Annotated in this window: 9 protein-coding genes; 2 read left to right on the top strand and 7 right to left on the bottom strand. The window is 60.4% G+C overall.

All coding sequences use genetic code 11. From position 1 onward, the window contains the following. Nucleotides 1-9 precede the first annotated feature (9 nt). Nucleotides 10-8,364, bottom strand: a complete 8,355-nt coding sequence (locus AC27HQ_RS14305) for an inverse autotransporter beta domain-containing protein (protein WP_487156867.1) — start codon at nt 8,362-8,364, stop codon at nt 10-12. A 214-nt stretch (nt 8,365-8,578) separates the two neighbouring features. Here AC27HQ_RS14305 and AC27HQ_RS14300 point away from each other — a divergent pair, with 214 nt between their 5' ends. Together AC27HQ_RS14300 and AC27HQ_RS14295 are read left to right on the top strand one after the other, a co-directional pair. After that, nucleotides 8,579-9,538: a hypothetical protein gene (locus AC27HQ_RS14300; RefSeq protein WP_487156866.1), complete on the top strand. Its 960-nt coding sequence runs from the start codon at nt 8,579-8,581 to the stop codon at nt 9,536-9,538. Further along, nucleotides 9,535-10,032 (top strand): NUDIX hydrolase, encoded by a 498-nt coding sequence (locus tag AC27HQ_RS14295; RefSeq protein ID WP_487156865.1) that lies wholly within the window; start codon nt 9,535-9,537, stop codon nt 10,030-10,032. Before AC27HQ_RS14300 ends, AC27HQ_RS14295 begins: the two co-directional genes overlap by 4 nt. A 27-nt stretch (nt 10,033-10,059) precedes the next feature. On the opposite strand, the gene AC27HQ_RS14290 is transcribed toward AC27HQ_RS14295, so the two are convergent. The 6 genes from AC27HQ_RS14290 to recC form a co-directional block, all read right to left on the bottom strand. After that, complete coding sequence (locus AC27HQ_RS14290) at nt 10,060-10,728, bottom strand: DUF2931 family protein (RefSeq protein WP_487156864.1); 669 nt, start codon at nt 10,726-10,728, stop codon at nt 10,060-10,062. Nucleotides 10,729-10,731: 3 nt separating this feature from the next. Continuing rightward, entirely contained in the window at nt 10,732-11,403 is a 672-nt protein-coding gene (locus AC27HQ_RS14285; protein ID WP_487156863.1) for a DUF2931 family protein, read from the bottom strand. Next, nucleotides 11,400-13,340, bottom strand: coding sequence for a PAAR domain-containing protein (locus AC27HQ_RS14280; protein WP_487156862.1), 1,941 nt, complete (start codon nt 13,338-13,340; stop codon nt 11,400-11,402). Before AC27HQ_RS14280 ends, AC27HQ_RS14285 begins: the two co-directional genes overlap by 4 nt. A gap of 132 nt (nt 13,341-13,472) precedes the next feature. Beyond that, a complete protein-coding gene (recD, locus tag AC27HQ_RS14275) occupies nt 13,473-15,536 on the bottom strand; it encodes an exodeoxyribonuclease V subunit alpha (RefSeq protein WP_487156861.1) in 2,064 nt (687 codons plus the stop codon). After that, nucleotides 15,533-19,228 carry an exodeoxyribonuclease V subunit beta gene (gene recB, locus AC27HQ_RS14270; RefSeq protein ID WP_487156860.1) on the bottom strand — a complete coding sequence of 1,232 codons (3,696 nt, stop codon included), beginning with the start codon at nt 19,226-19,228 and terminating at the stop codon, nt 15,533-15,535. The genes recD and recB overlap by 4 nt, the downstream gene beginning before the upstream one ends. Beyond that, nucleotides 19,225-22,698: an exodeoxyribonuclease V subunit gamma gene (recC, locus tag AC27HQ_RS14265; protein WP_487156859.1), complete on the bottom strand. Its 3,474-nt coding sequence runs from the start codon at nt 22,696-22,698 to the stop codon at nt 19,225-19,227. Before recC ends, recB begins: the two co-directional genes overlap by 4 nt. Nucleotides 22,699-22,735: the final 37 nt, after the last annotated feature.

Below are 22,735 nucleotides of genomic sequence, written 5' to 3'. Positions count from 1 at the left end.
TGCACTGCCTCACTGCGGGGTCTGGCAGACGACGTTGTAAGTAATATTGCCCTCGGTATACACACTTGCTCCGCCGTTGGCGGCCGAAATAGCCCCCGAATTGGCCTGTGCTACCTGAATGGTACTGCCCAGCTGCGGCAGAATCCCGATGTCATCAGCCGGACCACCATGCGTAACGCTGTTGCCCTGCACGTTGACGCACATCTGCGCGGTCGCGGTGACGGTGTTCAGCAGAATGGACTCCTGGAATACCACGCTGTTGGTATTGATGGTGTTATTCAGAATATTGACGTCCAGCCGGCCCGCGTTGGTGTTGCGCGACAGCGCCAATATGCTGTTTTCCAAGCCTGTGACAGTGTTGCCACTGATCAGGAAGCGCCCGACAAAGTTGGCGTTGCCCACACCTCCATCGCCCACCAGCCGCATGGCCAGGCTCGGGGTATTGTTCACACCGTTGAACTGGTTGTTGGTCAGGGTGGCGTTGACCTCCGAGCCATCGAAGGCACCGATGGCAATGCTGCTGGCATCAATGTCAGTAAACTGATTGTTGTTGATCAGCACCGTCATATCGGCCGTCTGCGTCGCCGTGGCCACAATGCCTGAGCCCGAGTTGGCGCGGCTGATATTCTGGAACAGGCTGTCAGCCACATAGAGATTGAAGGTGCCGGAACCTTCGGCATTCAGCGTGATGCCAGAGCAACAGATGCTGGCTATGCCGGAACCGAAAGCAGAGCCAAAGGTCGAGTCGCGTACCGTGATATCAAAACCGGCAGAGCCGTTCAGGCCTGCTGCAAAGAGTGCGGCTTGATCATTGGTCAGGGCATTGGCGTTGCGGAAGGTCACACCATCCATATTCACAATGGTATTGAGGGTCTGATTGGAAACCCAGATACCGTTACGGGCATAACCATCAAAGAGCACGCTGGTCAGTGTCAGGCCGCCACTGATATTGGTTGTGGTGCGCGTCATATTGATACCATCAGCGGCGGCATTGAAGATCTGACCATTGCTGAAGGTAAAGGCATTGGCGCCCGCAGTCAGTCCGGCCATACCGGCAGCATCCACCCCATGACTGCCGGCACCGGTGATGATCATGCCGTTGAAGCGCGCGTTGACCGTATTGGTCATAACTATGCCTGAACCGCTGGTACCACTGATGGTCCCGCCGCTGCCGACCGTAGTGCCTACGCCGGTGACATTGATACCGCCAAGGTTACCGGTATTGGTCAACACGATGCCATTGACGTTACCGGTCGAGCTGATCGAGCGGAAATTCAATCCGCCGGCGCCAAGGGTGGTATTGGCGATATTCAGCGCACTCGAGTTGGCATTGGTGGTGATGGTATTGGCGCTACCCAGAACCTCCAATGTGCCTGCATTACTGACGCTGAAGACGGTGCCGCTGCCATTGATGTTGACGCCATTCAAACGGGTTGTACCGGTGTTATTGGTCAGTATGATGGCTGATCCAACCGCCGTACCTGAACGGGTAACCTGACTGAAACCTGAACCCGATACAGCAGTACCCGTGATGCGCAATGCCTGACCGGATGAAGAGCTGATCCCGGTTCCGGAATTGTTGACGATAAGATTGCCGGTATTCGCGGCATCAAAGGCTATTGCTGTTCCGCTGTAGGTCAGATCCAGCGAATCAAACCGGTAAGTCCCGGTATTGGTAGACAGATCAACCATATCGGTGCCGGCGGAGCTGCCGCTGACACTGCCAAGGGTCACATTGCCACTGCTGTTAATGATCTGGACGACACTGCGCGTACCGTCATTGATCACGGCGCTGACCAGATCCAGATTGACACCATCCAGCCCTATACTCACGTCCACCAGCCGCAACCCTAAGCCGGACAGCGTTTGCACGCTGCCGTCCAATATGACCAGCCCGCCATTGACAGCAGCAAAGGCATCGCCTTGTGTAGCAGCCACGTCCAGATTGGCGAAACGGGTTGTTCCCAGGTTGCCACTGGCGCCGAACAAATCCACTGCTCGACCACCGGCAATATTGAAACTGCTGATGCTGACATTTCCAAAGTTCAGCGCCCCGGCACTTTGTCCCTGGGTAAAGATTGAACGGACGGTTGCACTGGTTTGACCGGTGCTGGTGATGTCGCCAAAACTGATGGTGCCGCCACTCTGATCCCGGATATCAATCAGCACATTGCTTTGATCACCGGCAACAATATCAAAGCCGCTGGCATCAATAGTGCGCGCACCCGCACCAATGTAGGCTGCGCCACCGGAGAAGCTACCCAGCGTGCTGTTGCCCAGGTTGATGGTACCGGTGCTGGCTGTGGTGCGGTCGATATCAAACAGGTAATGCGCGGTGGTCGCAGCCAGACTGACATCAGTCAGGGTGACAGGGGCGACGTTACCATTCAGGGTCAGTGCGGCAGCGCCATTGGCATTCAGACTGGCGCCGGTGATGGCAAGACTGCCACCTGTGGTATTGCGCATTTCAACCCCGTAACCCGACAAGGTGCCGGTCCCAGCCTGCAGGGTCAGGTTGGCGTTGCCGCCATTGAGGCTGAGCAACTGGCCTGTGATGTTGTTGATCGCATTATCACGAATCAGGATGGTGCCCGCGGCATTATTGAGGTTGAACAGGAAGTTGGTGGCGGCGGTGAAGCTGGTATTTTGCACTGTCAGCCCGCTGAAACCGTCACCGTACAGGCTGTTCAGGCCGCCGGACAGACTGAGGTTGCTGATAAAGTTGTTGTCGCTCAGGGTCAGCACATTACCCGTGGTACTGGTCAGCACGGCAGCGCCATTACCGGTGGGATCGCTGATACTCACATCCCCAAAATCACCCAACAGGTTTGCCGGTACCAACAAGCCAAATGCATTACCATTACCAAAGCCGCTGACGGCCTGCCCGGCACTCAGTTTGAAGCTGCCATCTGTCAGGCTGCTGAAGTCAATCGGGCTGCCATCATTGATAAATACGAAGGTGGTCAGCAGGCCGCTATCCGCGCGAGTCTGAGCGTCTGCCACCCCAGCGGCACTGCCGGTAGTGCTGCCATCACCGGTGCCAGCGCTACTGACAAAATACAGATCGCCAACCTGTCCGCTGCCACTGGCGGGCAGCCGCGCGTTGCCGGTAAAGCTGACGCCGGTAAAGTCATAGAGGCCTTTGGTTGCATCCAGGCCGATGCTGTCAATAAAGAAGGCACCCACACCCGCATTGATAGTGCCGCCACCAAAGGTGAAGTCGGCATCGGCACTGTCGGCAATATCATCGGTGCTGCTCAATTGCACACCGGTGCCGCTGAAATTCTGCAACAGGCCGCCGTCTGTAAAGACGATCACACCACCGGCATTGGTCAGATCAATCGCCGTGACCGCGCCATCCAGATCCAGCCTCTGGGCCGTATAGTCACCGCTGAACTCACCGAAGTTGACCCCGGTACGAGTAATATCCTCCAGCGTCATGGCACCAAACAGAATCACCCCTGAGCTGCCTGCAAGGCGGACACCATCGTTACCGGCTTGATCAATCAGAGTATCGCCAAAGCTGAAATCGCCCTCTGAATCAATGATCGCGATACCGTCTGTGGCAGCGTTGATAATGCTGGTTTCACCGATCTCGATGCTGCCGGAAATGGTGTCGATAAGAATACCGGCACCCGCTGAGTCAACCGAGCGCACGCTGGCAAAGGTCGAGGCCATGGTCACCGGATCGATGTCGATGGCGGCACCGCCCTGGGTATTGATGGCACCACCGGTGTTGCCGAAGTTGAAGGTGCCGACCTTGCCCTCGGCATCGCGAATAAACAGACCGGTACCGGTGTTGTTGCTGATATTCAGGGTGCCGAAGGCGATATCGCCCAGCACATTGTTCAGGCGCAGACCGTCGCCGGTGATATTGCCGGTAGCGAGCAAATCCCCTATTTGAGTATTGCCGCCGGCGACCGACTGGATGCCCGCGGTCAGCGGATCGGCATCAAAGATTGCTGTCTCGATCAGAATGCCGCCGGCACCCGCCTGACTGACACTGTTGCCGTCAAAGCTGGTGATCAACAGATCGCCTGTTGCCGCACTGCCATCCAGCGAAATACCCGCGCCACCGGCGTCGACCTCGGTACCGTCGAGCGCAAGCTGAACATCGCCACTACCAGTGTGGGTCAGGGCCAGGCCGCTGCCGAGCGCGGTGAGCTGGTTATCGGTCAATTGATAACGGCGGTTAATGGCGTCGTTACTGATCAGTACAATGGCGCCGTTATTGACCGGGTCGTTGCCGCCGACGCGCAGGGCGTTCAGCGTCAGTGCGGTATTGATTGCATAAATGCCATAGTCGGCGCTGTCGATGGTGCCGGCTGCAATGCTGATCTCACCGCTGTTGGCGGTGCTGCCACCAAAGCTGGCGCCGTGACCGGCGACCTGGTCAACCTGCAGGTCGGTAATATCCAGACTGCCGCTCAGGCCGTCGACCACCAGGCCGTGCAAGCCTGTGCCACTGATACTGGTGATGCCCTCAAGCAGCAGATCACCGGCAATGTTGTCGATAATCACCCCGGATGTGCCGGCATTGAGGATATCGACATTCTCCAACCGGATGCTGTTGCCCGCCTGCAGATTCTCGATGCGCACCGCCTCGTTGGCCGCATCGGTAGAACTCAGGGTCAGATCCAGGTCGCCCTTGACGTCATCCAGAATCAGCGCCACGCCCTGATTGCTGTTGATGCTGATTTGCGCAGTGCTTTGCAGCGTGACACCGCTGGCCAGCAAACCGCCACCGGTGGCGTTATTGATCTCAAGACTGTCGAAGGCAACAGTGCCGTCGCCGGCCAGCTCTACCGCCGTGCCGGCCGGCTGATTGAAGTCGTTGATCGTGACATCGCCAAAGCGCAGCGTACCGGCTGTTTGTGCGGTGCTGATGATCACGTTATCGGCGGTCGAGCCGGTGCTCAGGATGTCACCAAAGTGCAGGGTGCCACCACTTTGCCCGGAAACAACAATCAGGCTGCTGTCGGCGTTGGTACTGGTCAGCGCCAGCGCGCTGGCATCGAGATTGCGCGCACCGGCACCGACGATAAAGGCGCTGCCGGTGTTGTCATCCAGGGTGCTAGTGCCCGCAAGGGTAATGTCACCGGTGCTGCCGCCGCTGAGGGTATCAATCGCAAAGGCGGTATCACCGGCTGCACGCTCGATAGCCAGGTCGGTCAGGGTGATGGTCGCGGCATTATTGTCCAATACCACAGCGGTATTGCCGTCACTGGTCAGTGCCGCACCCGTCAGACTGAGACTGCCACCTGTGGTATCCACCACCCGGATGCCCGTGCCCTGCAAGTCGCCGGTACCGGCGTCAATCTGGATAGTCGCATCACCGCCTTCAACCAACAGCAACTGACCGCTACCGCTGATCTGATTATTCATCAGGCTGACGCTGCCGGTGACCCCGGACAGGCTCAGAGCATGGTTATAGATGCCACTGATCAGCGTGTTGAACATCATCAGGCTGTCGGTGCCGCTGGCGTGCACCGCACTGTCGCCACCGACAATAGCAACATGGCTGATACGGGTATCATCGCCTGCGGTAATCACATTGCCGGTGCTGCTGGTCAGCTGGGCCGCGCCATTACTGGTGGGGTCGGTGATATCCAGATCGCTTGGCAGACCGATGATGTTGGCGGGGATATCCAGGCTCAGACTGTTGCCGTTGGCAAAGCCGGTGATTGCCTGACCGGCAGACAGCCGGAAGGTGCCGTCGGTCAGGGCGCTGAAGTCAATGACATTGCCGTCATTGACGAATACAAAGGTGGTCGCCAGGCCGCCGTCAGCCCGGGTCTGGGCATCAGCGGCGCTGGCCAGATCATTGATACTGCTGCCGTCGCCCGCACCGGTTGCCGTGGCCGCGACAAAATACAGATCCCCGACCTGTCCATCACCCGGGCTGAAACGGAAGTCGCCGGTCAGGGTGGTGCCGGTAAAATCGTACAGGCCGGAATTCGGATCCAGCCCGATCCCGTCCATGACAAAGCCACCGGAACCAGCGACGATGGAGCCGCCGGCAAAGGTAAAGAGCGCGTCGGCTGTGTCGGCCAGGTCATCGGTATTGCTGAACTGCACACCGGTATCACTGAAATTGCTCAGATTACCGCCCTGGGTAATCGCGATGACACCTTGGGCACGGGTCAGATCAATGGCGGTTACAGCGCCATCGATATCCAGCCGATCAGCGGTGAAATCGACCTCGCTATCCTCGAAGTTGACACCCACATCACCGGCATCGGTGATGCTGATATCGGCAAAGGTCAATTCGCCGCTGCTGCCTGCCAGGCGAATGCCGTCGTTGCCAACCTGGTCAATGATCACGTCAGCAAAACTGACATCGGCACTGCTGTCGAGAATCGCAATACCATCGGTAGCGGCTTGCTCGATCTGTGCATCACCCAGAGCCAGGCTACCGGAGACGCCATCCAGTAGAACCCCTTCAGCAGCGGCGTTGGTGCTGCTCAGACTGTCCAGAGCAAAGCCATCGGTACCGATCTGCATGTCTTCCAGAAGCAATGCCGAGCCCGCACCGTTGCTGCTGATACTGTTGCTACCCGTCAGCGACAGTGTGCCGCCCCCGGAAGCATGAAAGCCGCTGCCGCCGATGGTCTGGATGTCCAGACTGTCGCCACTGAAGCTGATTTCGGCGCCGCTGTTGTCAATCAAGCGCACCGCATCGTTACTGCCCGTGCTCAGACTTTGCTGGGCACCGCTGAAAATGATCTCGCCGCCGCTGTTGTTCTGCAGTAACAGGCCCGACGCCGCGCCACTGGCACTCATGTCCACGGCCACTTCTACCCGGCCGCCGCTGATATTGCTGACCGCCACCAGTTGTCCGGCCGTGGTGCGCGCCAGGCTGCCGGTCTCGAACAGCAGATCCGCATCACCACCATCAACGTTGAGACCGCCAGCCGTCAGATTACGCAAACGGATCTCGCCACTGTTACCCGTGAAATCCAGGCTGCTGGCTGACCCGCCATCCAGGGTCAGATCTGTTATGCCCGAGGCAGAGAAGCCACCATCCATCTGCAGATTGCGCACAGTCACGTTGTCACCGCTGACCGCCAACTGGCCGGCCAGACGCGCATTACCCGCCGGCGCGCTGAACACACCGGTCAGACCGGGGGTAACGGCACCAATCACATTCACCGAGGCGCCGCCGGAAAGCACTTGCACACTGGCCGCAGAGAGGTTGCCACCGCCAGCAAAATCACCACCGGCATTACTCATGACCAGCACACTGCCGGTTTCCAGTTGCCCCAGCGCATCACCCAAGGCAGCGGGGTCGGCCTGCGTGCCGCTACCGGCTGCACCGGCTTCGGCAAAGACGACACGGCCGATGCTCTCTCCGGTGTCATAGAGTGCCAGCTCGTTGACCGCGGGCAGATTGGTCGAGCTGATCTGCTTCTGCACATCAGCTACCACCACGTCGACATCACGTACCGGCGCCGCCATCATGCGGTCGCGCCGCCAGTCGGTACCGGAACGGGCGCTGCTCTTGCTGCTGTTACCCAACGGGATAGTGATACCCAGGCTCAGATAACTGTTGGTGCCGCGCACGTCGTCGTGCTGCCACTCGGCGCCAAGGCTCAGACTGCTGCCCGCCTTGAGGCTGTCTATCGGCATATTCCATTGCGCACGCACTCTGGGCCCGCTGATGCGCTCGGCACCGGAACCGTCGAATTCGTAATACCCGGCAAACAGGGCGATATCCTGATCGGCAACCGGCAGGTAATAGCCCAGCTCGATATCGTGCCCCTTGAGCGACAGCTCCTGGCCCTGCAGTTGCACAATCTCGCTGCCCTCGCTGACAAAGGTCAGGTAGGTATCGACAATCTGCAGCTGGGGCTGGCCATCGCCATTGCTGGCCTGCTCGGTGACACCGCCCACATTCGCGGCGCGGCGGCCGCTCGGCTGGTAGCGGTTGATGCGCGCACTGTAGCTGGCGCTCTGCACTTCGAGGCCCAGGGTGGTCTGGCGAAAGGTGTTGCCGCGACTGCTGCGCAGGGTGTCGTAATAGCCGTAGGTACCCAGCAACAGGTCATCGCCGGCACTCCAGCGAAAGCCCAGGCCGAGGTTGTACTCACGTGACTGGTCATCATCGGAACGCCCGCGCACATCGGCAAACAACAGGCTGTCGGCGCGCTGGGTAAGCGGCAGCATGGCACCAATGGTGCCTATATTGCGTTGATTACCGAGTTTGATTTCGCTGTAGAGATGCGGGGACCAGAAGGCCAGACTGTCGTCTATGCCAGGGAGATTGAGCGACCCATCTGCGGCCTGGGCAGCGGCGCTGGACCCGACCAAAGCCAACAACCAATAGGGCTTGAGTGAACTTCCATGCAGCGCCTTGCCAGCCATAACACGTCCTTTTTATGTTGGGGTCAGGCGCAGAAGACTTCAGTCGATGACAAAGGCGTTGTGCAGCTGACGCTAAATCCATTTAGTGCATGAATACTAGACTACTGGGTCACAAAAACCCAAGTCCGTTACATTAATTTTCCGAGACGGACAGGTGGTGCTGCGCTCAGGCTGGTGGCAGACTCTGGCGAGAATCGGATACAGAGCACAAAACATGCTGTTCAAGGAAAAAGTGGTACTGGCCAATTGTGATTCGGTGCGCGCACTGGCACCCGAGGAGCTAAGAAAACGCTTTCTCACCGGTCTGGCCTTTGCTGACGGCGTGGTCCTCTCGCCCAACAGCCTGATCGACAACCATCAGGTCACCAACGTGCTGACACAGCCCAATGTGGTCAAGTTCCTCAATGAGGAAGGCGCAGGCAAGCTGGTGATTCGCGGCTTTGGACTGCAAGGCCAGACCTCGCTGGTCGATTACTACCAGGCTCTGCCGGATAACTTTATTCTCTCCAGCTTGCCCGGCAGCCCGTGCAAATCGGCCCTGAGTCGAACGCAACAAGGCGAGATGACCGAACGACTAGGCGAGCTGCAACGCGCACTGGAAGCCATCCGCCCGCGGATCGAAAGCCTGAACCTGCCCGCCGAAAGCCTGCGCGACGAGGTATTCAAACGCCTGGACACGCGCGCCAGCATTGGTCATTTCTTTGAAAGCGACGGCGAACTGCAGCTTTTTCTGCTCGGCGCCCGCGAGCTGCACTCACGTTCCGCCTGGTATCGCTACGCAACGGACTTTTTCACCCTTCGCGGTCAGGGCGGCTTTGAGCCCTTCCGGGCCGAGATCATCGACCCGGGCTATAACGCCCTGTTCGCCCTCAAGGATGAAGGCTTTCTGCAGGACAATATTCGTTTCCTCAGCGGCGTGCCCGAGGTGCTGCTCGACAGCAGCGTGGCCCTGCGCAGCCTGCGTCGGGAAATTCAGCTTATCCAGTATCCGCTGAAACTCTTCGAGTTCATTACCAGCATGGGCACCGGTGAGCTGGCACGCTATCTGACCGATGAAGCGCTCGGCTATATAGAAGATAAACTGACCGACAAGGGCCACAGCTTCATGACCCGCCGCAACTGGTTTGGTATGTATCCGCGCATGCGCCGCTATATGGGCCTGGAGATTAAATGAATACCCTGTATGAAAACCCCTGGTTCCGTGTGGTGGCCGAGGGCGGCTACCATTGGCTGGTCGAAGACAATGCCCGCAACGGCGCGGCAGTGCTGGCCATAGTAGACGACTCATCTGCCCTGCTGGTAAGGGTCAAACGCCCCGCGCAACAACACCAAGCGGCCCTGGAAATCCCCCGCGGCTATGGCAAGCCCGGCGAAACCAGCCTGCAATGCGCATGCCGTGAACTGCTTGAAGAAACCGGTTACCAGGCCCGCCCCGAGCAACTCAAACGCCTGGGCCGTTACCAACCCAACAGCGCCATCCTCGCCTCCACCGTCGACCTGTATCTGGCCGATCTGCACAGCAGCGACCGGGTCGCCGGGCACGACAGGGAAGTCGAAAGCGTAGAGCTGATTGCCCTTGATGCCCTGCGCCAGAAGCTACTGAACGGCGCACTGGAAGATGGCTTTACCTTGGCGGCATTGGCTTATTACTACGCAGCCAAGGAATAGCCGCCTCCCGGCAAACAGCGCCGGGGTTTACCAGCTGTCGAAGGGGATACCGTGGGTATCTATATAGCGATGGGCATGCTCACTGGGCGGACGATAATGCTCTCCATTGGACATGCCATCGTATGGGCCATCGGGGTTGATCATGCCCTCAAAGCGACCAATTTCAATGGGCTCAATACAAGGACCAATTAGCCATAGCTTGGCTATACCGCCGGGAGCAAGACCGATAGTGATGATATTCCGATAACCTTGAATGTGCGTGTCGTTAAGGCGGCAATAGCCTGAATGAGGAGTGAGCATTTCCTCCCTGACCCAATCGTCAATCGGGATACGCACCCGATAAGTCTGCTGCTCGGCCAGCGACTGCCAGCGGACAAAAACCACTTTCGGCAGATCAATGTCTCTCATCGGACGTGAAGCGCCAGCACCTGGACGACGCGGCCATCCGCGTGGATCTCCTCGATTATTTGGCGGATTTTGAACAGATACAACCCCACCGTGAACCCGATAATAACCATGACCGCTTTGATCAATTACATCCACACTTTCAACCCAAGCTTCCATATAACTTGGTGCGAGCAGTCCAATTTCCCAGGTGCGATACGGCAACGTGGGCGGCGGCGGGCGTAGCGGATCCGACGCAGGACTGGCACACGCGCTGAGCATCAGCACCAAAATCAGAGGGATGAGACGCATGGGTTACCAGCTGTCAAAGGGGATTTCATGGCTCTCGACATAGGCTTTGGATGCGGGCGAAAGAGGCCGGTGCCGACCTTCTGACGTACCATCATAAGGCCCTTTTGGGTTGATCATGCCTTCGAAGCGACCAACTTCGATGGGCTCGACACAATCGCCCGACAACCAAACCTTGGCTATGCCACCGGGTGCTAAGCCGATGGTGACCACTCGCCGATAGTCCTCAATATCAGCACCATCAAAACGGCAGTAGGCCGCGCGCGGCACAAGCATTTCCTCCCTGACCCAATCGTCAATAGGGATACGCACCCGGTAGGTTTGCGGTTCGGCCAACGACTGCCAGCGGACAAAAATGATTTTCGGTAGATCGATACCGGTCATGGGCATGGTGGCCCCCGCACCAGGACGTGAAGGCCAGCCTCGTGGATCTCCGCGATTGTTAGGAGGCTTCTGAATTGAAGCTAGACCACCATGCACGTCGAAGTAACCCTCTCCGCGCTGATCCAGCACATCCACACTTTCAACCCAAACCTCCATATAGTTCGGCGCCAACAGGCCCACCTCCCAGGTGCGATAAGGCAATGTAGGTGGCGGCGGGCGGAACGAGTCGGATGGGTGGCTGGTACAAGCGCTAACCAACAACAGACAACCTAGGATCAACAGGCGCAGAGTCATGCCGGATAGCCTCGCTGGGGTATATCGTCGTAAATAGCACGAACATAGTTGGCACGGGGCTTATTGACCATAAAACCAAAGGTGGGTACCCAGTTGGCTGACGTATGAATATAGCGACTATGCAAAAAACGCTTTTCCACTTCATCCAACATCGCGTTCTGACCGGCCAAGGCTGCATCCATTACCTTGGCAGCGATGGGTTGCAAATCGCTGGGTACTTTAAATCGTTGATCATCGTCATCAATAGCTCCAAAAGGCACGCCGTGTAGTACCCCTTTGGCATGCATAACTCGCAGAGCCACCCTTGAAAGCTCACCGCGCACCTCGCGATCAAGGCCCAGAGTCAAGAGCATATCGGGCGATATCATTGAGCCCGAACCAGACGGCCGGCTAAGTGGATGCAACTCGGGAATAAGCTGACCATCCCCCGGCAGGCCCCGTTGCCTCAGGCGCCTTTCATCTTCGGCTCGGGCACGCCAGACCATGGAATTTTCCAGCCGTTGTCGATCAATACTATCCAGTGGGTAGTAACCGGCACGGAATACCCTGGGCCTTGAGACCAGCAGACGCTCACGTACCCGGACCGGATAGCCGCCTCCCAGATTGGAATGCACACCGGGCAATACCAGCTCTTCATGGGCCGGGTCTACACGATTCAGGCTGAAGTTATGCCGGTGCTCATCGGCCGCGGTCAAATGCACCACCTTCCGTGCACAACCAGGTGGCAAATACAAATTCACACCTGGATTACGACTATCGCCGACACTGATATTGCCTCGCAATGGATCGCCTACGGCAGCAACGGTATCGAACAGACCAATAAAGTTGATACTGGCGCTGGCCTTCCATTCAAAAGCTGGGGCCAGCGCAGGGAAGTCATGATTGAGATAGTTAGCCAAAACTCCGCCACCAGGCTTCAGCACCTCATTGGCAAAGTGGCGCGCTGCGGCAGCACCTCGGCTAAAACCAAAGATATCGAATTGAATACTTTCTATCCGCAGTTGGGGATTATTGCCTATCAGTCGACGTAGCGACGAAATTAGGAGCCCTGGACTTTGCTGCACCCGCTGCACCACCCCCGTTTCACCCTGGCCAGTTGCCAAACCCCAGTTCGAGTCCTCACTACCGCTAAGGGTACCTATTCCATCAACATAAACTTTTAAATATGCCTCAGCGGTGTCAGGTTCCAAGATATCGTCGGCTTGATCCGTATATAGCCGATAAAGCAGCGCCACATTACTCAACTCATTGCCAAAGCTACTATCAGGCATCTGATCAAAATGACCATCACCATTGGTATCTCGATAACCATGGGCTTCACAAAACCTGGCAACGCCCTCCAACATCTCCTCGCCAAAGACCTGCTGGTCTTCACTGCGGCAGGCGGCGGTAAGGGCGGCGTTGGGGGCGTTGTTGCCGGTACCATCAAAGAACATGCCTACGCGCAGGGTAATACGCTGCTGCAGTGGCAGTTCGGTTTCGTCCTCTTCCTCCTCCTCTTCAATGCTGTAAGCCATATCCCGGGGTTGCAGGGCTTGTTGGTCAATGCCGGCGGGGTGGGCTCCGTCTGAACGCAGCAGACGGCCGGCGCCAGCCAGGGCCGCTGAGATGGCAGCACCGGTTAAAGAACTGGCCGCGCCACTGTAAGAGCCGACACTGACGCCACCACCAATAACAATATCGCCGGAGCCACCTATCACCACGTCACCATGACTGCCGGTGCTGCCCATGACCACCGCCGGACGACCATTGATCAACACATTGGGAATCACCTGGCCACTCAGCGTACTGCCGCAGGACGTGGGGTCGCCTAGCCGTGCAGCCGGAAGGCCGTTGAAGAGAACATCCGCCGAGCCGGCGGTGATGCTGTGACTGCCGTGCCCGTCTTTTGGGCACTGGGTTGGGTCGCTCTGACGGGCAGCAGGTTTTCCAGACATAGCCATATCCTTTGGCAAGATGTGCAACGCGGCACTGAGTGTGCCGATGCTAGGGCGCTGCTGATCTGAGAGCAAATCCTGTCGCCCGCCGATGTGAACCGTTTGGCAGAACTTGCTGCCCTGTGGCGCGAGTTAACCTGCTGACGCGGCCTGTCCCAGATCCAAACCGCTGATCCGCCTGACCGGCGTCTGCACTGCCTGCTCGAACACGCCGTCCCGTGCTTCTACCAGAGTGAAATGCTGGCTGGCGCGGGTGATTGCGGTGTACACCAGTTCCTTGGTCAGTACCGGGCTGCGGGCATCCGGTAGTACCAGGACCGCATGCTGGAATTCCGAGCCCTGGGACTTGTGTACGGTCATGGCAAAGACTGACTCGACCTCGGTCAGACGGCTGGGCAATACAAAACGCACACCGCCCTTGCCGTCATTGCGCGGAAAGGCCACCCGCAGCTCTTCACGCTCTGATGCACCGGGTTGCAGGGGCTTTTCGCGCACGCGCAGGGCAATGCCGATGTCGCCATTCATCAGCCCCAGGCTGTAATCATTGCGGGTGACCAGCACCGGTCGCCCCTCGTACCAGCCCTGGTCGGCACTCAGAAGACCGCGCCGGTGTAGCAGATTGGCTACCCGCAGATTAAGCGCATCAACGCCCCAGTTGCCTTTACGCACGGCGCACAGCAGCTGGAACTGATCAAAGGCCTGCAGTACCTGCTGGGCCCATGCTTCCCAGGCCGGGTCTCCAGCCGGCACCTCCGGTTTTGGCCGGGCATCGGCGAGAAGCTGAAGATACAAGGCATAACTCGGCAGCGCGCTGCCCAGCGCCAAGCTTTCAAAGGCCGTGTCGGTGACGGAACTGACCCGCTGCCGATGGACATCGGCAAAGCCGCCGGTCTGCAACAATTGTCTGGCCGCAGCCGCATCACCGCGATTGACCGCTCGCGCCAGCTCGCCAATACCGCTATTTGAGTCAAAGCGGTGGGAGTGGCGCAGCATGGCGGTCTGCTGTTCCAGTTGATGGCCGGTCGCATCACCCTCCTGCAGTCCCGCCTGCGCCAGGGACTGGCCGCTGTTGTGTTCCAGCCAGTCGCGGGTGGACACCGTGTAAAAGCCGCCTTCGGCATGGCGGCAGAGATCACCCAGTACCGCGCCGGCCTCGACCGAGGCCAATTGATCCTTGTCGCCCAGCAGTATCAGTCGCGCGCCGGGCGGCAGGGCATTGAGTACGCAGGCCATCATTTCCAGGTCGATCATCGAGGCTTCATCGATCACCAGTACATCCAGCGCCAGCGGATTACCGGCGTGATGACGAAAGTGCCGACTGTCGGGCAGGCTGCCGAGCAGCCGGTGCAGGGTGCTGACTTCGCTGGGGATCTGCTCGCGCACGGCCTCCGCCACCGGCAAGCGGCCGACCTGCTTACCGATCGATTCGGTCAGTCTTGCGGCGGCCTTGCCGGTTGGCGCGGCCAGACGAATACGCAGGGCCTGCCCCGCCTCCACTGCGGGCGCCTGCAACAGCGCCAGCAGCCTGACCACGGTGGTGGTTTTGCCGGTACCCGGACCGCCGGTGATGATGCTGAAGGCACCGCGCGCGGCCAGGGCGCAGGCGATGCGTTGCCAGTCCGGTGTTTGTTGGCTGTCGGCAAACAGCACCGCCAGACGCTGCGGCAGCGCATCGGGCATCGTCAGGGGTTGCGCCAGTCGGCGTTGCAGGCCTTGGACGACCTGCTGCTCATAACGAAAATAACGCCGTAGATACAGGCGCTGCCCGACCAGTACCAGAGGCCGCAGGGCATGCTCGTACTGCCCGCTATCCACCACCCGGCTGCCGTTCAGTGCTGCTTGCCAGTTGGTCAGTGTCAGGCTGCGCAGCAGCTGTGAGGGCAACAGCACATCAATACTGTCTTCACCTTCGGGTGGCAACGACAGGGCAAAATCCGGTTCGTCCAGGGTCATACCCAGGTCCAGGCACACATGCCCATGACCCAGTTGATGACTGACCAGTGCCGCCGCCAGCAGCACCCGCGCATCGGTATTCGGCTCACGTTCCAGCAGAAACCCGGCCAGCGCCCGGTCCAGGGCGCGGAGCCAACCGCAGGCCAGCCAGTCATCCAGCAGCGCCAGCAAGGCCCGGGCATCCTGCAGGGGATCCGGTTGCTGCTTGCTCTGTTCCAGCCAATCGATCTGGGCGTCTTTCATAGAGCGCTCTCCACGCTGGGCTGGCCCATAAACAGCCGGTCCAGATCCTCGATCAGACCCTGCGGCGGGCGGTCGTGCCAGAGACCGGCCTGGGGCGAATCCACGCCGCGCACAAACCAGTACAGTGCGCCGCCCATGTGTGTCTCGTAGTCATAATCCGGCAGTCGCGCCTTGAGCTGGCGATGCAGCGCCAGCACGTAGAACACATATTGCAGGTCGTATCGCTGCTCCAGAATCACCCGCTGCATGGCCTCGTCGATATAATCACTGGCGCTGGCGCCGAGCCAGTTGGATTTGTAATCGACTACGTAGTAACGCCCCTGATGCTCGAACACCAGATCGATAAAACCCTTGAACAACCCATTGAGGCGATCGCGCAGCAGCGCCGGGCGCGGCTGGCCATCCAGGGTCGCAGCACAGACCAGTTGATCGAGCTGCTGCACATCGACCCGCCGGGCACTGAACATGAACTCCATCTCCGGCTGGTACTGGCCGGGCGACAGATCAGCCAGGCACAGCTGGGCCTTCGAGTCGACCCGCCGCAGCAATGCCGGTTGCCGCAACAGGCTGATCAGCCAGTCCGCCAGGCACTCGGTCCAGACGCCCCAACCGCGGCGAATACAGCGCGGGCGCAGCCAGTCGATGCATTGCTGCCGGTCCGCCAGTACGGCAAAGCCTTCGCGACCGGCCAGCTCGAGCAGCCCGTGCAGGAAAGTACCCGGCTGCGGGCCACGCGGAAAACGGTGGATGGTCGGCAGTTCACCGGCGCGCAGCGGTATAAAACGCGCGGCGCGTTCGTCATCGGCCATTTTCTCGGCAGCCGGATTGTCCGGCGCATTGCCGATACCCCTGCCCAGCCCGCCCAGCTCTTCACTGCCAATCGCCAGGGCGCTGTAGGAGGCAATCCACCAGGATTCAAAGCTGGCATGCTGTGGCTGCCGCGCCTGGATCTGCGGCGGTACGGCTTGCAGGGGTTGATAGACCTGCTCCTGCACCTCCGGTGCCGAGCTTACGTCGATCACCTCCGCAGGGACGTCACGCCACGGCTGCAACCACTCCGCCAGCGCCGGACTGGCCGCCAACGCCTGACCACCGGCGAGCAGATGGCCCACGGCGCTGTGATGCAGTACCGATAGTTTGCTTTTGCCGCTCTTCAAATCGGCCATACCCAACCAGCAGGCATGGCGTGCGCGGGTCAGGGCCACATAGAGCAGACGCAGGTCTTCACCCAGACGCTCGGCGTCAGCCTGTCTGCGCTCTGCTTCGCTGGGTTCCAGCACCAGGGTGCGGCGCTCGCCATCGTGGAAGCGCGCCGGTTCACCGCTCTTGAGCGGACGGCTGTGGCAGATGAAAGGCAGAAACACCAGAGGGTATTCCAGGCCCTTGGACTTGTGGATGGTCACCACCTTGACCAGTTCGGCATCGCTTTCCAGCCGCAGTATCTGCTCCTCTCCTGCGCCTTCCCCGGCCAACGGAATCAGCTCGGCCAGGTGCCGTACCAGGGCCTGCTCGCCATCCAGTTCGCGGGCGGCACGTTGCAGCATTTCGGCCAGGTGCAGCAGATTAGTCAGTTGCCGCTGGCCATGGGCGCGCTGCAGCAGACGGGCAGGCAGATCAAAATCATGCAGCAGGCGGTGCAGCATCGGCAGCACACCCTGGCGTTGCCACAGGCGGCGGTACTCGGTGAACTGGAATACCCGGTGCTCCCATAGGCGCTCGTCCTCGTTAAGGCGTTCGAGCGTGGCCCAGGACTGATCCAGGGTCGGGCTGGCCAGGGCGGCGCGCAGCAGACGATCATTACCCGGCTCGGCGCAGGCGCGCAGCCAGCGTAATACGTCCACCGCCTCCTGCGAGTCGAGCACCGAATCCTTGTCAGACAGATAGACGCTGCGCACGCCGCGTTCGGCCAGCGCATTGCGAATCATCTCGGCCTCACGCCCGGTCCGCACCAGCACCGCCATATCCGCCGGACGCACCCCTTGCCAACCGTCTTTGGGATGTTCGAAGCCGGCCTGGCCGGACTGGCCAGCCTGCAGCAATTCGACCATGGCCGAGGCGCAGCGCGCGGCCATCTGCTGGCGGTAGGCTTCGCCCGTAAGTGGCTCGTCGCTGTGCAGGTGCCAGGCGGTCAATGCGGGAGCAATCTGGCCATGCAGCATCCAGCGCTCCTTGCGGCCCTGAGCGGCGACCGGCTGGAACGGCAGGAGCGCCTCAGCCCCGGCGCCGAAGCGGAAGGCGCCCTGCTGGTCCGCACGTTGCTCGGCCAGATCGAATACATGGTTGACTGCCGCGACCATCGGCTGGCTGGAACGGAAGTTGGTATCCAGGTGTTCGTGACGGCCCTGGGTCGCTCGGCGCGCGTGCAGATAGGTAAAGATGTCGGCCCCGCGGAACGAATAGATGGCCTGTTTGGGGTCGCCAATCAACAGCAGCGCGGTGTCCTCGGGGCTGTGCTCGAGGGGGTAGATGCGATCAAAGATACGGTACTGCAGCGGATCGGTGTCCTGAAATTCATCGATCATGGCTACCGGAAACTGGTTGCGGATAACCTCTGACAAGCGCTCGCCGTTGTCGCCCTGCAGCGCATCGTCGAGCCGCGTGAGCATGTCGTCAAAGCCCATCTGCGCGCGGCGACGCTTTTCTGCATCAAAGCGTTCGGCCATCCAGCCAGCGGCATGGCGCAGGGCCGGTTGCGCCGGACTGGCCAGCGCGGCAAGCCGGGTCTTGAGTTCGGCCATGGCCTCCAGCGCAGGATGCGCCGGCGGCGAGCCCTGTTTCCAGATCTCGGCCAGCCCCTGGTGAGTCAGCCGCTCGAAGCCCTTGCCGATATCCAGGGTCTGTGCCTCCGGCTCCGTGGCCCACTCGCGCAGCTTGTCCAGCCAGTTAGCCAGGTTCTTGCGGTTCAGGCTGGTGCCGTTGAAGGCCTTGGCCTCACGAGCCTTTATCAGGATGCCCTCCAACTCATTGGCCCAGTCGAACCAGGGTGCCTTGAGGGCATCCAGCTCAGCGGCGGCCGTCGCCAGGGATTCCTCGATCAGGCTTTGCAGTTCAATGGTCGATACCGGCAGTTTCTGATCAAGCAGCACGCGTGCCCTGGCCAGCAGCGCGTCCGGCTGCTGCCAATGCGCATCAACCCAGGCCAGCGCCCTGCCGTGCAGCCGGTAACAGTGCAGACGCCAGTAATCCCGAGCGACCTCGGCCAGCAGTTCGCGCTGGTCGGTCTCCAGTGTCTGGGTAAACAGGCTGCCGCTGTCAAAGGCGTGCTCGCGCAGCATACGCTGGCACCAGCTGTGGATGGTTGATACCGCGGCCTGGTCCATCCACTGCGCGGCGATATCCAGCTTGCGCGCGCAAGATGCCCAGTCCCCCTCGGGATAGTCGCCACGCAGGCCCCGCAGAATCGGATCCAGTTCATCCAGCTCATCGCGGAAGGCCTGGGCGGCCTGAACCAGGCGTGCGCGGATGCGGTCACGCAGTTCCTGGGTGGCCGCCTCGGTAAAGGTCACCACCAGAATATCCGGCGGCAGCAGTTCGCGACCAAAGCCGGCGTCGCCGCCGTGCCCCAGCACCAGCCGCAGATACAGCGCCGAGATGGTGAAGGTTTTGCCGGTACCGGCGCTGGCCTCGATCAGACGACTGCCGCGCAGCACGCAGCGCAGCGCCAGGGGTATTGGTGCTCTGCTTGTGGTCATATCTGCGCCTCCCCGGCCGGGCTGATCATCAGCCACTGCTCGGCCTCGGCGCGTATCAGCGGCTGGTACAGCAGGCTGGCAAAAGCCTCGAACTCACCGCTGGCGGTCAGGCTGGCAAAGTCCGGGTAGGTGCGCTGCAAGGCGGCGCTGTCCAGCCGCTCCCCGCGGACATAGTCATTGCCGTCGTAGCATTGCCGCGCCTGAGCCAGAGCCTTGTCTTCATCCTCGGCATCGAGCCAGGCCAGGGCGGTTTTCAGTGCCACCGGCAGCGGCCGGCTCAAACCTTCGTGCCAGGCCTGCAACCAGTCCTGCAGAATCGCGGCGGCCTGGGGCTGTTCGAGGGGCAGCAACTGAATATCGGCATCGGCGCTGATAATGCAGCTGCTCATCCGGTGGCCACTGGCGGCAGCGCAGACATGCAGCACCGCCTCGTTGAGCAGTTTTTTCCAGTTCAGCGTCTTCTTGCCCATCACCCGACCAGGCAACAGTGTCAGGCGCAGCAAACCATCCAGGCGGGCGGAGCAGCGCACATCGGCCAGCCAGCTACTCAATTGCAGCGCCGCGCTGCGGCCTTCGATTGGCAAGGGATGATCCAGTCGCTGATCCCAGAGCTGCGCCTGTTGACGGTAGCGCTCCAGTTGGTCGGCCAGGGGTGCCAATAATTGTTCACTGGCCAACCCAGCAAATCCGGCCAGGGGCAGTTGCCCACACTGCTGCAGGCGCAAGGCGCCCTGCTGCAGCAGTGCCAGCAGATCAGCCTCGGGCTCGGCGTCCTTGATGCTGTCGAGCAGGCTCTGGCTGAGCTGGTAGCGCTGCAGACCATCGAGGCTGAAATGCTCGTCGTCCTCGGCACTCTGATCACGCTCGTCGAGCCAGACCTTGAGTCGCTGACTATAGAAGTGTCCGACCGGATTGCGCAAAAACCGCTGTAGCGCGGATAGCTCGATGGGCGCCTCCAGCATGGCCGGCGACAGCGCCTGATTGGCCTGCTCAGCAGTCACGTCAGCATGTAGCGGCAGCCATTCCTTGCCGTAACTGAACAGGCCGCGCTGGCCGGTAAAGTAATCCAGGCTGAAGGGCTGCAGGGGGTGATCCGTAGTCAAAGAGGCAAGCAGATCGCCGCCATTTACCGACTGCCAACCAGCCTGCAGGTGATCACGCAACTGACCAATCAGCACCGAGGGCGGCCGCTCGCTGTTGTCGCGGATGCTGCGCCCAACCCAGCTGATATAGAGTGTCTGGCGTGCCGAGAGCATGGCCTCGAGCAGAAGATAGCGGTCGTCTTCACGGCGTGAGCGGTCGCCGGGGCGATAATCCTTGCCCATCAGATCAAAGTCCAAGGGCTGCTGGGCGCGCGGGTAGTCGCCATCATTCATGCCCAGCAGACAGATACGCTTGAACGGAATGGCGCGCATCGGCATCAGCGTGCAGACGTTAACCGCGCCTGCCAGAAACCGCTGGCTCAATTGATCCTGGCCAATACCCTGCAGCCAGGCCTCGGTCACCACATTCAGCGGCAAAGCCTCGTACAGATCCACTGCATCACATAGCGCCAGCCAGTGTTCCAGACTTTCCTGCAGTTGCACCAACAGGTACTGATCACGCTCGCTGTCGGCCTGGAAGAAGTCATCCAGCAGGCCGCGCAGCCGCTCTCCCCACTGCAGCGGCGTGGCCGGTGTGCTCAGCGCCTGCTCATGCCGATCCAAGGCATCCAATAGCGAGCTGAGCGGGCCGAGCAGTGCCGCGTCCAGTCCGCCAATTTCATCGTAGGGTTCGATCTCGTCCCAGGCATCACCCTGGCCCACGGCGTAACCGAGCAACATCCGCCGCAGGCCAAAGCGCCAGGTGTTGGCCTCCAGACCGTCGGGCATGCCGAGCTGGCTGCGGCGCTGCTGATCCAGCCCCCAGCGCACCCCGGCGCCTTCAATCCAGCGTCGCAGAGTCGGCAGATCCTGTTCACTCAGCGCGAAACGACCACGCAGCGCCGGCACATCCAGCAGATCCAGTACTTCACTGACCGGCAGGCGGCTATCGGGCAAGCCAAGCAGGTGTTCCAATGCGATCAGCAGCGGCTCCTGACCACGCTGGCCCTGATCGGCCAAGGTAAAGGGAATATGCCGCGGATCAGTCAACGCGTACTGGCCGAAGACCGCCTGGATATGCGGGGCGTAGGTATTCACGTCCGGGACCATGACGATGATATCCCGCGGCCTGAGTTGCGAGTCACGGTCAAAGGCGTCCAGCAACTGGTCGTGCAGAATCTCGACTTCGCGCTGCGGGCTGTGGGCCAGGTGGAACTGGATTGAGCGATCATTCTGGCCATCCACGGCGGGCCAACGTTCGCGGGTTTCCGCCAGCGGGCTGAGCTCCAGCACATCCTGCTGCAGTTGCTGCAACAGCGAGCCGCCGCCGGGTTCCTCAAACAGATCGACCCTACCGCCATTGATTGCGGCAAAGCGTGCCTCGTAACTGGCGCGCTCGTCATGGCTGTCGAGCAGGTTGATATAGTCGCGACCCTGCTTGCCCCAGGCGGCCAGCAAGGGATGCGCATGCTGGTGCAAGGTGCTGTCATCCAGTTGCACCGGACTGTTGGGCCGTCGTTGCTGGCGCCGATACTGATGCCGCAGCAGGTCCTGGTCGGCAACGATATCGCCCCAGTGGTACTGGCAGGGATTCAGCACGCAGAGCAGTACCTGACTGAAGCGACCGATGGCGGCCAGGGCTTCCAGTGTCTGGGCCGGTAGCGAGGAAATGCCGAACACGATAACCCGGCGCGGCAACCCCTGCGGACGCGTCTCAACGGCCAGCAATTGATCGACAAAGCGTGGGTGAATACCGGCGCGGCTGTCACTCAAGCGCTCATTACCCACATCGGCAATCACTGCGCGCCAGAGTGCTGGCTGCCACACCTCCTCCACCCCCAGATCGCGATAGCCATCGCGCGCCAGACCAACCCGATCGCGGCCCTGGGCCCAGTCATTCAACCAGTCAGCGCGGTAGACCTGGTATTGGTCGAACAGGTCGGCCAGGCGTTCAGCCAGTTGGTAGCGCTTGCGGCTGTCGGCATCATCGGCAAGGAAGCGGCGCAAGGGCGCAAACTCGGTCTGGTCCAGCAGCCCCGGCAACAGGCGCATCAGCCGCCAGGTCAGGGGTTGCTTGTCCAGCGGCGACTGCTCGGGCACCGCCTCACGACCGAGCACGGCGCGGTAGGTTTGCCAAAGAAAGCGCGCGGGCAATTGCACATCCAGTGCCGCGGCAATACCACAACCGCCACCCTCACCGCTTGGGTCTGCAGCCAGCGCCATCTTCAACCACTGGGCGATGCCGTTGCTCTGCACCAGCACCACTTCGTTCTCCAGCGGATGCAGCGGATGTTGCCGGGTCCAGCCGACCACCAGCTCACGCAGCGCCTCCAGGCGATTGCCATGAATGATCATCAAGCCGGGTTCCAACGGGCGGGGGTCCTGCATCAAGGCTCCGGGGTAAAGATCCAATGGCAATGCGTGC

The sequence above is a fragment of the Halopseudomonas sp. 4NH20-0008 genome (assembly GCF_057548395.1).
The sequence above is the reverse complement of the archived record's forward strand: the minus strand, read 5'-3'. Positions and strand labels throughout refer to the sequence as shown.

What these genes read in the sequence shown, in the direction of transcription:
- AC27HQ_RS14285 (WP_487156863.1), bottom strand. Translation starts at nt 11,403, where the DNA reads ATGACTCTGCGCCTGTTGATCCTAGGTTGTCTGTTGTTGGTTAGCGCT.
- recC (WP_487156859.1), bottom strand. Translation starts at nt 22,698, where the DNA reads ATGCAGGACCCCCGCCCGTTGGAACCCGGCTTGATGATCATTCATGGC.
- AC27HQ_RS14280 (WP_487156862.1), bottom strand. Translation starts at nt 13,340, where the DNA reads ATGTCTGGAAAACCTGCTGCCCGTCAGAGCGACCCAACCCAGTGCCCA.
- AC27HQ_RS14290 (WP_487156864.1), bottom strand. Translation starts at nt 10,728, where the DNA reads ATGCGTCTCATCCCTCTGATTTTGGTGCTGATGCTCAGCGCGTGTGCC.
- recD (WP_487156861.1), bottom strand. Translation starts at nt 15,536, where the DNA reads ATGAAAGACGCCCAGATCGATTGGCTGGAACAGAGCAAGCAGCAACCG.
- AC27HQ_RS14305 (WP_487156867.1), bottom strand. Translation starts at nt 8,364, where the DNA reads ATGGCTGGCAAGGCGCTGCATGGAAGTTCACTCAAGCCCTATTGGTTG.
- recB (WP_487156860.1), bottom strand. Translation starts at nt 19,228, where the DNA reads ATGACCACAAGCAGAGCACCAATACCCCTGGCGCTGCGCTGCGTGCTG.
- AC27HQ_RS14300 (WP_487156866.1), top strand. Translation starts at nt 8,579, where the DNA reads ATGCTGTTCAAGGAAAAAGTGGTACTGGCCAATTGTGATTCGGTGCGC.
- AC27HQ_RS14295 (WP_487156865.1), top strand. Translation starts at nt 9,535, where the DNA reads ATGAATACCCTGTATGAAAACCCCTGGTTCCGTGTGGTGGCCGAGGGC.